Origin of the sequence: Nitratireductor aquibiodomus NL21 = JCM 21793 (assembly GCF_000615975.1) — a bacterium.
Taxonomy (GTDB): Bacteria; Pseudomonadota; Alphaproteobacteria; order Rhizobiales; family Rhizobiaceae; genus Nitratireductor; species Nitratireductor aquibiodomus.
This window is the reverse complement of record NZ_BAMP01000015.1, coordinates 17392-32107: the sequence shown is the minus strand read 5'-3', so window position 1 is coordinate 32107 and position 14716 is coordinate 17392. Positions and strand designations below refer to the sequence as shown.

13 protein-coding genes are annotated in these 14716 nt (G+C 61.4%); 11 read left to right on the top strand and 2 right to left on the bottom strand.

Going from position 1 to position 14716, the window contains the following annotated elements; all coding sequences use genetic code 11:
* The first annotated feature begins 1 nt into the window (after window position 1).
* The 3 genes from rnr to JCM21793_RS06405 are packed head-to-tail and all read left to right on the top strand — an operon-like array spanning window position 2 to window position 3557.
* A complete protein-coding gene (rnr, locus tag JCM21793_RS06415) occupies window positions 2-2341 on the top strand; it encodes a ribonuclease R (protein WP_025029832.1) in 2340 nt (779 codons plus the stop codon).
* Window positions 2341-2799, top strand: a complete 459-nt coding sequence (locus tag JCM21793_RS06410) for a DUF983 domain-containing protein (protein WP_025029831.1) — start codon at window positions 2341-2343, stop codon at window positions 2797-2799. The genes rnr and JCM21793_RS06410 overlap by 1 nt, the downstream gene beginning before the upstream one ends.
* A 17-nt stretch (window positions 2800-2816) precedes the next feature.
* A complete protein-coding gene (locus JCM21793_RS06405; RefSeq protein WP_025029830.1) occupies window positions 2817-3557 on the top strand; it encodes an NUDIX hydrolase in 741 nt (246 codons plus the stop codon).
* 205 nt (window positions 3558-3762) lie between these two features.
* Here JCM21793_RS06405 and JCM21793_RS06400 read toward each other — a convergent pair whose 3' ends face one another.
* Together JCM21793_RS06400 and dusA are read right to left on the bottom strand one after the other, a co-directional pair.
* Window positions 3763-4584 carry a sulfite exporter TauE/SafE family protein gene (locus JCM21793_RS06400; protein ID WP_025029829.1) on the bottom strand — a complete coding sequence of 274 codons (822 nt, stop codon included), beginning with the start codon at window positions 4582-4584 and terminating at the stop codon, window positions 3763-3765.
* Window positions 4585-4769: 185 nt separating this feature from the next.
* On the bottom strand, window positions 4770-5819 hold the full coding sequence (gene dusA / locus JCM21793_RS06395; RefSeq protein ID WP_081784651.1) for a tRNA dihydrouridine(20/20a) synthase DusA: 1050 nt from the start codon (window positions 5817-5819) through the stop codon (window positions 4770-4772).
* A 654-nt stretch (window positions 5820-6473) separates the two neighbouring features.
* Here dusA and JCM21793_RS06390 point away from each other — a divergent pair.
* The 8 genes from JCM21793_RS06390 to JCM21793_RS06355 all read left to right on the top strand — a co-directional run bounded on the left by JCM21793_RS06390 (window position 6474) and on the right by JCM21793_RS06355 (window position 14600).
* Window positions 6474-6992, top strand: a complete 519-nt coding sequence (locus JCM21793_RS06390) for a sigma-70 family RNA polymerase sigma factor (protein ID WP_025029827.1) — start codon at window positions 6474-6476, stop codon at window positions 6990-6992.
* A gap of 89 nt (window positions 6993-7081) precedes the next feature.
* Entirely contained in the window at window positions 7082-8068 is a 987-nt protein-coding gene (locus JCM21793_RS06385; protein ID WP_025029826.1) for a FecR family protein, read from the top strand.
* A 122-nt stretch (window positions 8069-8190) separates the two neighbouring features.
* Window positions 8191-10863, top strand: coding sequence for a TonB-dependent receptor (locus tag JCM21793_RS06380; protein ID WP_036539788.1), 2673 nt, complete (start codon window positions 8191-8193; stop codon window positions 10861-10863).
* 62 nt (window positions 10864-10925) lie between these two features.
* Window positions 10926-11534, top strand: a complete 609-nt coding sequence (locus JCM21793_RS06375) for a biliverdin-producing heme oxygenase (RefSeq protein WP_025029824.1) — start codon at window positions 10926-10928, stop codon at window positions 11532-11534.
* Entirely contained in the window at window positions 11531-12019 is a 489-nt protein-coding gene (locus tag JCM21793_RS24500; RefSeq protein ID WP_025029823.1) for a YbaN family protein, read from the top strand. Before JCM21793_RS06375 ends, JCM21793_RS24500 begins: the two co-directional genes overlap by 4 nt.
* A gap of 123 nt (window positions 12020-12142) precedes the next feature.
* On the top strand, window positions 12143-13279 hold the full coding sequence (exbB, locus tag JCM21793_RS06365) for a tonB-system energizer ExbB (RefSeq protein WP_081784650.1): 1137 nt from the start codon (window positions 12143-12145) through the stop codon (window positions 13277-13279).
* A gap of 5 nt (window positions 13280-13284) precedes the next feature.
* Window positions 13285-13749, top strand: a complete 465-nt coding sequence (gene exbD / locus JCM21793_RS06360; RefSeq protein WP_025029821.1) for a TonB system transport protein ExbD — start codon at window positions 13285-13287, stop codon at window positions 13747-13749.
* On the top strand, window positions 13746-14600 hold the full coding sequence (locus JCM21793_RS06355) for an energy transducer TonB (RefSeq protein WP_025029820.1): 855 nt from the start codon (window positions 13746-13748) through the stop codon (window positions 14598-14600). Before exbD ends, JCM21793_RS06355 begins: the two co-directional genes overlap by 4 nt.
* Window positions 14601-14716 lie beyond the last annotated feature (116 nt).

Sequence of the window (14716 nt, the reverse complement as noted above, 5' to 3'; positions counted from 1 at the left end):
CTTGGCGCGCAGCATTTCCGGCAAGTCGAAAGCAAAGACCCGTTCCCTCGGCAAAGCCGGTCGGACGGAGAATTCCGCCAAGGCGCCTTCCGGAGACGGGCTCCCTAACCGTGACGCGGTGCTGCGCTTCATCACCGACAATCCGGACCGCACGTCCAAGCGCGACATCGCCAAGGCCTTCGGCCTCAAGGGCGGCGACCGTATCTGGCTCAAGGACATTCTGCGCGACCTTCAGGACGAGGGGCTTCTGAAGAAAACGCGCAAGCGCCTTCTTCGCCCCGGCGCACTGCCACATGTCGTGGTGCTCGATGTCTTCTCACGCGATGCCTCCGGTGCCCTGCTGGCCCGACCTGCCGAACGGGAGGACCAGGACGAGGGCGCAGGTCCCCTGCCCCTCGTGGAAATCCGCACCCAAAAAGGCGGCAAGGCTGCGGGCATCGGCGACCGCGTCCTGGCCCGTGTCTTCCCGACCGAAAGCAGCGAAGGCCCCGCCTATACGGGCCGCGTGATGAAGGTGTTTGAAAAGCGCCGGCAGAGCATTCTCGGTGTCATCCGCAAATCGAAGGATGGCGCCTTTCGCATCGAACCCGTGGAGCGCACGCAGCGCGAGCTCATCATTGACGGAAACGATCTGAACGACGCGCAGGATGGCGATCTGGTCGAGACCGAGCCCATGTCCGGCGGGCGCTATGGCCCCGCGCGCGGCAAGGTAACTTCGGTCATCGGTTCGCTTTCCAGCGAAAAGGCGGTCTCCATGATCGCCATTCACGCGCACGAGATTCCGCATGTCTTCCCCGACGGCGTGATCGCGGAGGCGGAAGGAGCAAAACCCGTCACGCTTTCAGGCCGCGAAGACTGGCGCGACATGCCGCTCATCACCATCGACCCGGCCGATGCCAAGGACCATGACGATGCGGTGATGGCCGAGCCCGACCCGGACGAGAAGAACCCCGGCGGCTTCATCGCCACGGTCGCCATTGCCGATGTGGCGCATTATGTGCGTCAGGGCTCTGCACTCGACCGGGAAGCTTTAAAGCGCGGCAATTCCGTCTATTTTCCGGACCGTGTCGTTCCGATGCTACCGGAGCGCATTTCCAACGATCTGTGCTCGCTGCGCGAAGGCGAGCCGCGCCCGGCTCTTGCGGTGCGCATGCGCTTTTCGGCGTCTGGCCAGAAGGTCGGGCACAGCTTTCATCGCGTCATCATGCGCTCGGCGGCAAAACTTTCCTACCAGCAGGCACAAAAGGCGATTGACGGCGAACCGGACGACAAGACGGGCCCGCTTCTCGAGCCCATCCTGAAGCCGCTCTGGGATGCCTATGCGGTCTTGAAGCGCGGGCGCGATAACCGCCAGCCGCTCGAGCTCGACCTGCCGGAGCGCAAGATTCTCCTGAAGGAGGACGGCACCGTCAATCGCGTCGTGGTCCCCCCGCGGCTCGATGCGCACAAACTCATCGAAGAATTCATGGTGCAGGCCAATGTGGCTGCGGCCGAGACGCTTGAGGCCAAGCGCCAGGCGCTGGTCTACCGCGTCCACGATGCCCCGTCGCTTGCCAAGCAGGAGGCGCTGCGGGAGTTTCTGCGCACTTTCGAGATCTCGCTGGCGCGCGGCGCGCAGCTCAAGCCCGCCCAGTTCAACGCCATCCTCGCCCGCGTGCGCGACACCGAGCACGAACAGCTCGTCAATGAGGTGGTCTTGCGTTCGCAGAGCCAGGCCGTCTACGCGCCTGAAAATCTCGGGCATTTCGGCCTCAACCTGCGGCGCTATGCCCATTTCACCTCGCCGATTCGCCGGTATGCGGATCTGATCGTCCATCGCGCGCTCATTGCGGCCCTACGGCTCGGCAAGGATGGCCTGACCCAGGAAGAGGAATCCCGGCTTGAAGAAACCGCAGCGCTGATTTCGGCCACCGAGCGGCGCGCCATGGCGGCGGAACGCGATACGGTGGACCGGCTTGTTGCCGAACATCTTTCCGGCCGCGTCGGCGAAGAATTCGATGCCCGCATCTCCGGCGTGGCCAAGGCGGGACTTTTTGTCCAATTGCCGGATTATGGCGCAGATGGCTTCGTGCCCGTCTCTACGCTTGGAGACGAATATTATATCTATGACGAAGCCCGGCATGCCATGGTGGGCGAGCGCAGCGGTCGTGGCTTTCAGCTCGGTGACAGCGTGTCCGTCCGGCTGGTCGAGATCGCGCCGCTGGCCGGTGCGATGCGCTTTGAAATGCTGAGCAAGCCCGAGAAGCTGCCGGGATCGATGAAATCGTTCCACAAGGCAAAGGGTCGCTCCGGGCGCGCTGCCGGCAAGAGCCGCCGCGCCTCGCAGGGCAGGAGACGATGATGGAAGAGAAAATCTACGGCGGCGCAGCAGCGCCAAAGAAGCCCGAGCGTCCCCTGATGGAAGCCATGAAACGCGGCTTTATGGGGCGCTGCCCCAGTTGCGGCGAGGGAAAACTCTTTCGCGCCTATCTGAAAACCGCCGATCAATGTCCTGAATGCGGAGAAGAACTTCACCATCACCGCGCCGACGATCTTCCGGCCTATCTGGTGATTTTCATTGTCGGTCACATCGTCGTCGGTGCCTTCATGGGAATGGAGGCGTTCACCGACTGGCCCGGCTGGGTGCATCTGTCGATCTGGGTGCCGGTCACGCTGATCATGTCGCTCATTCTGATCGGACCGGTCAAGGGGGCGATCGTCGGCCTGCAATGGGCCTATTACATGCACGGCTTCGGCGATGAGGACGAATTAGCGGAAACCCACCCGGAACTTCCCGAACACTCCGGGAGGCGCTCATGAGCGGGCAGCCCAACCGCATGGACGGCCTCGACAAGGCCGCCGTCGACCGCGCGGAAGCCAAAGATTTTTCGCTCGGCGGCAAGCCCATGAGGCCGCGCGACGCGGCAACCCTCATCCTGCTCGATCGCAGCGGTGACGAGGTCCGGGTGCTGATGGGGCGTCGCCACCGCAAGCATGCCTTCATGCCGGGCCGTTTCGTGTTTCCCGGCGGGCGCACCGATCCCGCCGACGGCCGCATTCCCGTTACCTCTGGTCTGCACCCTGACGAAGAGCGCCGGCTGATTGGCACCGGTTCTCGCGCTACGGCAGCGCGTGCGCGCGCCGTCGCCATGTCGGCAATCCGCGAGACTTATGAGGAGGCCGGTCTTCTGATCGGCGAAAAAGGCACATTCAGCACGACAGCGAAGGACTGGCAGGGTTTTGCCGAAAACGGCGTCTGCCCCTCGCTCTCCGGCCTGCGTTACATCGCCCGTGCGATCACGCCGCCCGGTCGCGTGCGCCGCTTCGACACCCGCTTTCTGGCTGCCTGGCGCGATGACGTGGCCGTGGAACTGCCCGATGGTGGCCCGACCCACGAGCTGGAAGAGCTGGTCTGGCTTTCCATTCCAGAGGCAAAGAAAACCGAGGTTCCGCTCATCACCTGCACGATCCTCGATGATCTGGAGCAGCGTCTCAAGGTTGATCCGGAACTCAAGCCGGGAGCGCCCGTGCCCTTCTATTCCATGCGCTACAACCGCTTTGAGCGGGCGCTGATCTAGGGTCAGGATGGTCTGCGCTCCGGACTGGTGCGTGGTTCGACAAGCTCACCATGAGAATCGGTGGCGCTAGCAAACAATGCCTCTCTGCAGTTGCTCCAGATGAAGCCCGGTGAAACCCTCCCTCATGGTGAGCTTGTCGAACCACGCACATGCATTGCAGCCACCGATCAAGCGAAACATTGAGATAAAGGAGGGGCGGCCCAGCCTAAAGCAGGCTCCAGCCAAAGCGGGCGGCGACAATGATCATGAAGAGGCCGAACGCCGTTTCGAGCTTTCTCTTGTCGAGCGCATGGGCGATCCGCACGCCAAGCGGAGCGACGATCAGCGTGATCGGGATGATGAGCAGGACGGCAATCCAGTTCACATAGCCGGTGGAGGCAATCGGCAGAAGCGCTTCGCCCCATCCTGCCCACACATAACCGAACAGGCCCGGTATCGAAATCAGAACGCCGACGCCTGACGAGGTCGCCACTGCCTGGTGCATGGGCCGGTTGAAGAGCGTCATGAAGGTGTTGTTCATAACACCGCCGCCAATGCCCATCAGGGTCGACAGAAATCCGATCAATGTGCCGACAAGCGAGCGCGCCGGGTTTCCTGGAATGTCGGCTCCCAGCCGCCAGGTTTCACGGTTCAAGAGAAGTCGGACACCGACCAGAAGAGCAATCACCGCAAAAATCGCCCGCAGGCCGCCGCTGGACACATGGGCAGCCACAAGCGTTGCCAGCACCACACCGACCGGCACGGCGATAACGAAACTCCGCAACAGATCCATATCCACAGCGCCACGCAGATAATGCGACCGGAAGGAGCGCAGCGAGGTCGGAACGATGATGGCAAGCGACGTACCGACGGACAGGTGCATGCGCACCGCCTCGTCCACGCCGACGAGCCCGAACACCTGATAGAAGACCGGGACAAGGATCGCGCCGCCACCGATGCCGAACAGGCCGGCAAGGATGCCGGCCACGACGCCCGCTGCCGCCAGCGCAGCAGCAAACATGGCGATTTCGCCCATCGGCAGATTCATGATGTCCCCCTCTCAAATCCGGTCCAGCGAGGCTGGATCACCGTGCGTCCAGCCGGACGCAAAGGGTGATCTAAGCTGTTGATAGAGCGTCGGAATAGCCCGACAACCGGATTCCACTTCTCGGTCCGATGACCTAGCTAACGCCGATGCCGCACAAATGCAATTTCCACGTGGGGGGATCGAGATCAGGCCGCGTCGCGTCGGGTGCCAAGATCGACAGCTGAAAAAGCCTCGCGCAGAACTTCTGCGCCGGCACCCGGCTTCGTCGCCTTGCTGGAGAGTATCTGCCGATAGCGGCGTGCGCCGTCGAAACCATGAAAAAGACCAATCATGTGCCGTGTCACATGCGACAGCCGTCCGCCACTGGCGATGTGCCGCTCGGCATAGGCCGCCATTGTCTCGATCAGCAGGGCGTAATCGACCGGCGCCCGTTCGCCCCCCTCAAGCAGAGCATCAACGCCCGCCAGAATGGCCGGGTTTTGATAGGCCGCGCGCCCCAGCATCACGCCGTCCACGTGCGCAAGATGCGCTGCCGCCTCGTCAAGGCTGACAATGCCGCCATTGATGCCGATGAACCGGTCGGAATTGGCCTGTTTCAGACGATAGACGCGATCATAGTCGAGCGGCGGGATTTCCCGGTTTTCCCTGGGGCTCAGCCCCTGCAGCCACGCCTTGCGCGCATGCACCCAAAGCGCATCCACCCCAGCCGACCAGGCCGCATCGGCAAGCGCATCGAGCGCGATTTCGGTATCCTGATCGTCCACCCCGATCCGGCATTTCACCGTTACAGGCAGAGATACACGCGCCTTCATTGCCGCAACACCGGCCGCCACGACCCCCGGCGTCTTCATGAGGCAGGCACCGAATGTTCCCGACTGGACCCGGTCTGACGGGCAGCCAACATTAAGGTTGATCTCGTCGTATCCGAACCCGGCACCGATCTCCGCAGCTTCTGCGAGTTTTTCGGGATCGGAACCGCCAAGCTGAAGCGCGACGGGGTGTTCGCTCCGGTCAAAACCGAGCAGGCGTTCGCGATCGCCATGAATAACGGCATCGGCGACGATCATCTCGGTGTAAAGCAACGCCCCGCCCGTCAATTGTCGGTGAAAGAACCGGCAGTGCCGATCCGTCCAGTCGATCATTGGGGCGACAGCAAAAAGCGAGATGCGCAGATATGTGATTTTCCTGTTTTTTCCAACACTTAGCCTATGTTTTAAATCTTCAGCCCGCCTCATTTCGGCTGACTTCGCACCCATTTACCCGGAAAGCACAACCAATGTTGTACCGATCTGGGCACGACCGCAAAGCGTTCACGCAAGGACAGGTCTGTAGCATGGCTCGCGCAGCTTGTCATAAGGCCGGCGGCGAGATCGTGCTGCACGAGAACAAGCCCTTCGAATTTCGATCGACAGCCAACGCATGGCTTAGCTAACGGGAGGATCGGCCTGGACAACCCGGTGCGCTCAAGGCGGCGCTCAAATCCACGTCGAGCCGCAACCAAACGCCGGCACTCTCCGACGCAATCGAGCGGTGCTTCAACAGGCGAAAGCGTTTCAGGCGCATTGCGGTGGATGCGGTGAATGTCGATTTAGTCTGGAAGTCGGAACAGGACTGCTGACCTGCTGAGGGCTTCGTGGACACCGAGATATGGCTTGACCTGCCCCTTCCGAAGGCGATCTTAAAGTTGACATTTTAATTCATATTTATATTCTCGTGAACCTTCACTGGTACCGTCAAATCTGTTTTGTGTCTGCTCTTCTGATGGGAGTGGCTTTGGAGAAACTTCTCGCCGCACTATGGAATTCCATTTTCGCACTGCCCCCCTCACTCATCAATCCGCCGCTTAGCGCGTCAGACCTGACATTGAGACAAGTCTAACGAGAGATCCCATGTCGGGTAATTTCCACAATTGGCTCGCCGATCTGTTCAAATCGCAACACCAGGAACTGGTGCGTTTCGCCGCACGCCTGGTGGGCGGACGCGACGGTGGAGAAGAAGTCATCCAGAACACCTATCTGCGGCTTGTGCGTCGCTCGAAACAGGGTGACGTCATCGACTATCCCAGAGCGTATGCATACTCCGTGGCGCGCAGGGCGGCTTTCGATTTCACGGCAGAGCGAAACAGGGAATGGCTCCAGCGGGTCGATTTCGAGGATACGGCTGTGGACGGAGCAAGCACGGATCCGACCCCGCTTCTCGACCGTCGCCAGAGGGTTCTGAAGCTTTCCGTGGTTCTCAACGAGCTCCCGGAAGCCTGTCAGAGAGCCTTCATTCTCAACAAGATCGAAGGGCATACGCATCGCGAAATCGCCAGCCGTCTTGGCATCTCGATAAGCATGGTCGAGAAGCACATCATTCGCGCGATGATACACTGCCGCGATACGCTGAGGGACGATGAAGCGCTTTAGGCTCCGTTAATCTGATGGATCGTTGAGGATTTTCCCGGCGAAACCGGTCTAAAGCCATAGGAACGCAAGATCTGAGGAGAACCCCGCCCATGCCAGAAATCCGACAATCGCGCTACGCGCCCAGAGAACTGTCGGACGAGGCCATTGCCTGGATTGTCAGATTGCATTCGGGTGAAGTGGGAAACGCGGAGCGCAGCGCTTTCGCCGAATGGCGACAACAGAGCGATGCCCACGAACAGGCAGCCCGGGAGGCCGAAGCCCTGTGGGACGACGCGTCGCAACTGCATCGCGATCCGCGCAACGGCTTCATTCATCCGGGCCGGCGGCCGTCGGGTCCATCGCGCAGAGCGGTTCTTGGCGGGCTTGGCGGCCTCGCCTGCGCCGGGATGGGCGCCTGGGCAGTCAGCCGACAGATGTCTCCGGCGGGCGAGCATGCAACCGGTATCGCCGAGACCCGTACGATTGAGTTTATTGACGGCTCCAGAGCGACACTGAATGCCATGACGGCGCTGGATGTCGCTTTCACGGCGGACCGTCGACAGATCACGCTGATCAAGGGACAGGCCTATTTCGAGGTTCGTTCGGATGCCGCGCGCCCATTCATCGTGCAAGCCGGAAATCTCGACGTGCGGGCGCTCGGCACCGCATTCGACGTGAATGCTTCTCTGCCCGGTCAAAACATTGCCGTTGCAGTGACGGAGCATGCCGTTCAGGTCGGCGCATTCCGAACAGATGCAGCGCACAGGCCCCCACTCGTGATCTCGGAGGGGGAGCGTGCGGTCATGGCGCGTGACGGAACGCTGAAGACACGGGAAAGCCAGTCCGCCGACATCACACAGGCATGGCGTTCAGGACTTTATATAGCCGAAGGGCGGCGGCTGGACGAAGTCCTTTCGGCGCTCAGCGCCTATCATCCCGGCTGGATCATCGCGCGGGACGACGCCCTGAAGGCGCTGCGGGTCAATGCCGTTCTTGATTTGCGCTCACCATCCGCTTCGCTTGATGCCCTGGCAGATGGTCTGCCCATACGGGTGCTGCACGCATCCAGATATCTTACAATAATTTCAAATAGTTAGATTTTTCTTAGATTATTTCCGATTTTTGTTGAGGATTTTAGTCAGGAAACCTGTCTTAGCCAGTGAGGGGTGTTGTGCACTGTGCATGCCAAGCCCCGCTGAAGATAATGGAGACAGGGTGTATGTTGTCTGGAACGGGGCAGAGTAAGTTTCTAAGGGCGCTGTTGGTCGCCTCTACGGCAATCGTGCCGGTTTGCGGTGTGGTTTCCGCCAGAGCGCAGACGACCGCGCAGGTGACGGCGTTCAATATTCCGGCGCAGCCGCTCGCGGCCGCGCTCAGCGCCTTTGCAAATCAGGCGGGACTGAAGCTCGCCTATCCGGCGTCCCTCGCATCAGGGCGCACCGCCCCGGCAGTGCAGGGCTCCTATTCCAGCAATGAAGCGCTTCGGCGTCTGCTTTCGGGAACGGGCCTCTCGCATCAGATCAACGCTTCGGGAACCGTCACCATTGCCGACCGGGTTTCGTCCGCACATGCTCCCGTTGCGGCCGACGGGTCGCTGATGCTCGGTGTGATCGAGGTACTGGGCGGCAATGCAAACAGCGCCGTCTACGCCCCCTATGCAACGGCGGCAGCGACCGCTCATATCGATGAGGCGACAATCGAGCGCTACCGTGGCTCCGATCCTACAGACATGTTTCGCGGGATGCCGGGCGTCGCCTCCGCCAACGCACGTAACGGCTCTGGCGGCATCGACATGAACGTTCGCGGCATGCAGGGTCTCGGACGCGTCGCAACCAAAATCGATGGCAGTTCCAATTCCGTGACGGTGCCGCAGGGTTATCAGGGTTACTCCAACCGCACTTTCGTCGATCCCGACTTCATCGGCGGCATCGACATCACGAAGGGATCGGACGCAGCCTCCAACGGCATTGCAGGCACGGTCTCGATGCGCACAATCGATGCGAAGGATATCGTTGAAGAGGGCAAGCGCTTCGGTTTCCGCGTCAAAGGCGGCTTTGGAACCAATTCGTCCAATCCCACTCCCGGCGCGTTTGGCGGCTATCAATTCCCCGGAAATGCCTGGTCACCTCCGGTGGCGACCCCCTCGCCCGATGGCATGGACCGTCCCTCGTTCCTGAAGCCGACAAATGGCCACGGAAGCGCCGTCGCGGCATTCTACGATGAGAAGTACGATTTTCTCGTCGGCTATGCGTACCGCAAGCGTGGAAACTACCATGCGGGCAAGAATGGTCCCGTGGCCAGGCCCTACAAAAGTGGCCCAAGGGAGCTTTGCAACTCTTGGGGCTGGTGTACCAACTGGCCGGAATATGTCGAAGTCGGCGGCATCGCCAACTACCGCCCCGGCGAGGAAGTTCTGAACACCGAGCTCGAAACGAAATCCACAATTGCAAAGGGAACGCTTCGGTTCGGTGACGGACAGAGCCTCAAGCTCGGCTACACAGGCTTCAGGAGCGAAGCGGGCGATCAGATTTCCTGGCGCATGCAGACGAATCGCGACCGCCCCGTTCAGCGGGATCAGACGAGCGGCACCTCCGTCGACACCTATACCGCACGCTACAAATGGCAGCCTGAGGAAAACGACCTCATCGACCTGACGGCCAATGCCTGGCTGACGGACATGGAACTGCGCAAACCCTGGAACCGTGGTACGCGCACTTGGCCGACGCCGGACCAGTTCGGCCTTCCAATGGACTTCCGGACCGGTTCGGACGTGCTCATGTGGGGTCTCGACATCGGCAACAAATCCAAGCTCGACACGCAGTTCGGCGATGTGAATCTGGATTACGGCCTTTCCTACAACTACATGACCACGGAACCCAGCGCCTATACCGATGAGCTTTCCGGCCCCTATTCCGCCTACGGAAACAAGAAAGAACTGGGTGCCTTCGTCAAGGCGAACTGGAAGCCGATCGACTGGCTGACCGTCGACGGTGGTCTGCGCTACGATCACTACTGGACGCAGGACAAGCGACCGGTCGGTCCGTCTCATTACATCGAGAATTCGGGTAAGCGCTCGGCAGGCGGTCTGAGCCCGTCGCTGGGCCTTACGTTCGAGCCGTTTGAAGATACGCAGATCTACGGCGGCTATTCCTATGCGCTTCGCACGCCCAGCCTGCTGGAAACCGTGTCGGGGGGCATTGCTGTCAGCACGATAACCGATATCGAACCGGAGCGCGCGAGCAACTGGGAGCTTGGGGTCAATCACACCCGACAGGGCCTCTTCAGCGCCGACGATCGCGCCATGGTGAAGCTGGGCTATTTCGACTGGACCATCGACAATTATGTTGCACGCCACGTCGGCTACATGCCGAACGGCTACTTCGGCGGCTTCATGTACAATATGGACAAGGCCAAGTTCTCCGGCGTCGAATTGTCCGGTCGCTACGAGAATTCCGGGTTCACGGCCGAACTCTCCGCGAATTACTACACGAATGTGGAGTTTTGCCCCAAGGACACCGGCTGCGCGAACGAGACCATCTATTCGGACTTCGCGACCAATCAGGTGCCGCCGGAATACATGATCGGGCTTTCGCTTTCGCAGAAACTGCTTGAAGACCGGCTGACGCTCGGCGGACGCGTGACCCATGTGGGCCCGCGCGCGGCCGGACACACAAACATCGACGGTCAGGGCGCGGGGCAGTTCATCTCGCTCATCAAATGGGATCCATACACACTTGTCGATGTGTTCGCGGAGTACAAGTTCACTGACAATCTGACCGCCACTTTCCGGGTCGAGAACCTCACAGACGAGTTCTACGTGGACCCGATCAGCCTCATGCAGCGGCCCGGACCGGGACGCACCTTCTATGCGTCCATGACGGCGAAGTTCTGAAACCGCTCCCACGCGGGGCGGCACAGCCGCTCCGCGCATCTCACGATCCAAAGGCATTATCCATGAATGAACGCGTCATTCTCGACAACCCTGATGGCAAAACCCGCTCCAAACTCCTGAAGGAGCGCACAGCCACAACGCACGACCGCCTCGACAAGGCGATCATGGACCGCGAGCCTTTCGCCAGCCGCGAACGCTTCGGGCAGTTCCTGCGCATGCAGTATCTGTTTCACCGCGACATCGACGCGCTTTATTGCAACCCGGCTCTCTCCGCTCTTCTGCCGGATCTCGATGTGCGCAGACGCTTCTCGCTCATCGCGCAAGATCTCGCCGATCTCGAAATTGGGGCACCGGCACTGAACGAGGCGCCCATTTTCACCGCTGAAACCCAACCGGACATGCCCGCCGCGCTTGGCTGGCTCTATGTGGCGGAAGGCTCAAACCTGGGTGCCGCCTTCCTGCTCAAGGAAGCCCGGACACTCGACCTTTCGGAGGATTTCGGCGCACGGCATCTGGCCGCCGCTCCCGAAGGGCGCGGACGGCACTGGCGCACCTTTACCGGTGCACTCGACGCGCTCTCACTCCAGGAAACGGAAGAACATTCGGTTGTTACAGGTGCGGAGAACGCATTTCATCGCGTTCGCACCCTTGTCGAGGAGGTGTTTCAATGAATACGATCCCTGCAGCCATGAAGGCTGCCACCGCCCCGCAGATATCGGGGCAGGAGCAGGTCTCTCTCACAAGCTGGTCGGTCGATGGAGGTCGGTCTTTGAAGATCGCGCCCGCATTCGAACATGCAAAGCGTACGATGCTGCTCATTATGGGCCTCGTCATGCTGCTTCTGGCCGTGATCGGGGCATTCCTGCCAGTCATGCCGACCACGATATTCCTGATTCTGGCCGGGTGGTTCTTTGCGCGTTCCTCACCCGCGCTTGAACGCAAACTGCTCGAACATCCGAAACTCGGTCCCGTTTTGCGCAACTGGCGCGACCATGGCGTGATGTCACGCCGCGCCAAACTTCTGGCGGCGGGCGGTATTGCCTTTGGTTATGGCGTTTTCATCCTGCTTTACGAACCGGGCCTTCTGCTGGCGCTCGTCGTTGGGGCAGCGACAGGCAGCGTGGCGATCTGGATTGCGATGCGCCCCGAGGCCTGAAGAAGCACGCGCGCCAGCCTGACAATCTTACCGAATTACCGAACGCAATTTTCATCAAGCGACGATGCGTGCCCCACCGCAAGTGGGAGCAATGCGGTGCCGCGCCAGCAAAAAAGACCGATCATGACCGCTTCTCATCATTCCCGCGAAACCGTGCTTCACCGGACTGGCCTCCGGTTTGCCCTGGTGCTCTCGGCCGCTTTGCTCCTGGCGCCGGCAAACCCGGCCATGGCACAGGACGTGGCCGCGCCGGATACGGAAACCAGCGCGCCTGCCGAACCACAGTCCCCAGCGCCGGCAGAAAGCACCGGTTCAGGCAGCGCGGAGGCGGACGCTCCGGCATCCGGGGCGGCACCGGCAACCGAACAGAAGCCACAACCAGCCGACACACCTGCCGCAGGCACCCCCGCCAGCGCCGCACCAGCAGTGGATGCAGAGCCAGTGACCGCACCAACACAGGCCGAGCCGGCCCCCTCGCTTCTCGACGATCCGGCGGCGGCGCTCTCGCAAATGCTCTCCCAGCCAGAAAAGCGTTCCGACCTGCCGCACGACCTTTCCCCCTGGGGCATGTTCATGGCCGCCGACTGGGTGGTGAAGGCGGTGATGATCGGCCTCGCCCTTGCATCGCTCCTGACCTGGACCGTCTGGCTCGCAAAAAGCATCGAAATTGCCTGCGCACGGGCTCGCGCAAAGCGCGTTCTGGGGATCATCACACGGTCTTCCAGCCTGAAGGATGCGGGAAGCGTCCTTGCCCGACGCGGCGGACCCGCCGCCTATATGGTGCGGCTGGCCGAAGAGGAAATGCAGCAGTCCGCCGCAGCGCTCGACCATGCCGGCAATGACGGTGTGAAGGAACGCATCGCTTCGTCGCTCGGCCGGATCGAGGCACAGGCCGGACGCCGCCTGACGCGCGGAACCGGTGTTCTGGCGACGATCGGTTCGACGGCGCCCTTCGTCGGTCTTTTCGGCACGGTCTGGGGCATCATGAATTCCTTTATCGGCATTTCGGAAGCGCAGACCACCAATCTGGCCATCGTCGCGCCCGGCATCGCCGAAGCCCTTCTGGCCACCGCCATCGGCCTTGTCGCGGCCATTCCGGCCGTGGTCATCTACAACGTCTTCGCGCGCAGCATAACGGGGTATCGCCAATTGCTCGGCGATGCGGCCGCCGGTGTCGAGCGGCTTGCCAGCCGCGACCTCGACTTCCGTCTCGCCGCCGCTTCGATGCAGGAAGACACCCAGAAAATCGCGGCAGAGTAGAAGCCATGGCCGGACGTATGAAGGAACGGGCAACCGACGATCTCGAAGAGAATCACGAAATCAACGTCACGCCCTTTATCGACGTGATGCTTGTGCTGCTCATCATCTTCATGGTGGCCGCGCCGCTGGCCACCGTGGATGTGAAGGTCGATCTGCCGGCATCCAGCGCCAAGAAGCAAGAGCGCCCCGACAAGCCGCTCTACCTGACGCTGACATCCGAACTCGCGCTTTCGCTTGGTAACGATCCGGTGACGCGCGAAGGGCTTGCCGTTGCCATGCAGACCGCTTCTGAGGGGAACCTTGAGACGAGGGTGTTTCTGCGAGCCGACAAGACAGTGGCCTACGAACATCTCATGGAGGTGATGAACCTGCTTCGCGATGCAGGCTATCTCAAGATCGCGCTGGTCGGCCTGGAAGGTTCATCGCCAGCACCGGCAGCCCCCGAACCAAAGGCAGAGCAGCAGCCATGAGCGCCTGGAACGGTTCTGCAGGACGTCTTGCCAGACTGACGGAACTGGCTCTCTGGACGGGTGCCATTCTCGCGGTTCTGGCCGTTCATGTCGGCGCGGTGGTTCTCCTGACCCGTGAGGAGCCGGTGATGCCCGTTGCCGACGAGCCACCCGCCGCCATCATGATCGAATTCGCCGAAGCGCCGGAGGCAGTGGCCACCGAGGAAGAGGTGATGGCTGCCGAACAGGAAAACTCGACCGAGAGCACCGCCAGCGCAGGCGAAGAGCTCCCGGAAGAAGAACCGCCCGAAGAGGTGGCAGAGCCCACCGAGACGGAGGTGAAGGAAGATCAGCCGGAAGTCAGTGAGATTGCGCAGCTGCTCGAAAACGTGGCCGTTCCGCTGCCGACCCCACGCCCGCAGCCGCCCGCGCCCACCAAGGTGGAGAAGAAAGAGGCTCCCAAGAAGGTTACGAAGCGCCGCAAGAAGAGAAGTGCGACCTCGACACAGGCGACCAGGGCGCAGGCCAATGTGCGCAAATCGAACCGCACCGCAGCCCGCCAGAATGCGTCGGGACGCTCTGCGCCCAACATTTCCCCGGCCCGCTGGCAATCGCGTCTGATGGCGCATCTGGAGCGGCGCAAGCGCTATCCCTCATCGGCAAGGGCGCGACGCGAACAGGGCACTGTCTATGTGCGCTTTCGCATCGACGGCAATGGCAATGTAAGCGCGATTTCGCTTGCGCGATCGTCCGGTTATCCGGCGCTCGACAAGGCGGTTCTCTCGCTGGTGCGCCGTGCCTCTCCCGTTCCGGCTCCACCGCCCGGCGTGAACCGCACACTCACGGTTCCAGTCCGGTTTTCACGAAGGTAGTGTTGGTTGGCGAACCCCGTCTCTCTGTTGGCTCCGTCGCATTCCCTTATGCGGAAGCGTTACTACTGCGCGCGGAACAAGCGGGGCTGTGTTTCCGGCATCATGGGCGGAACGGC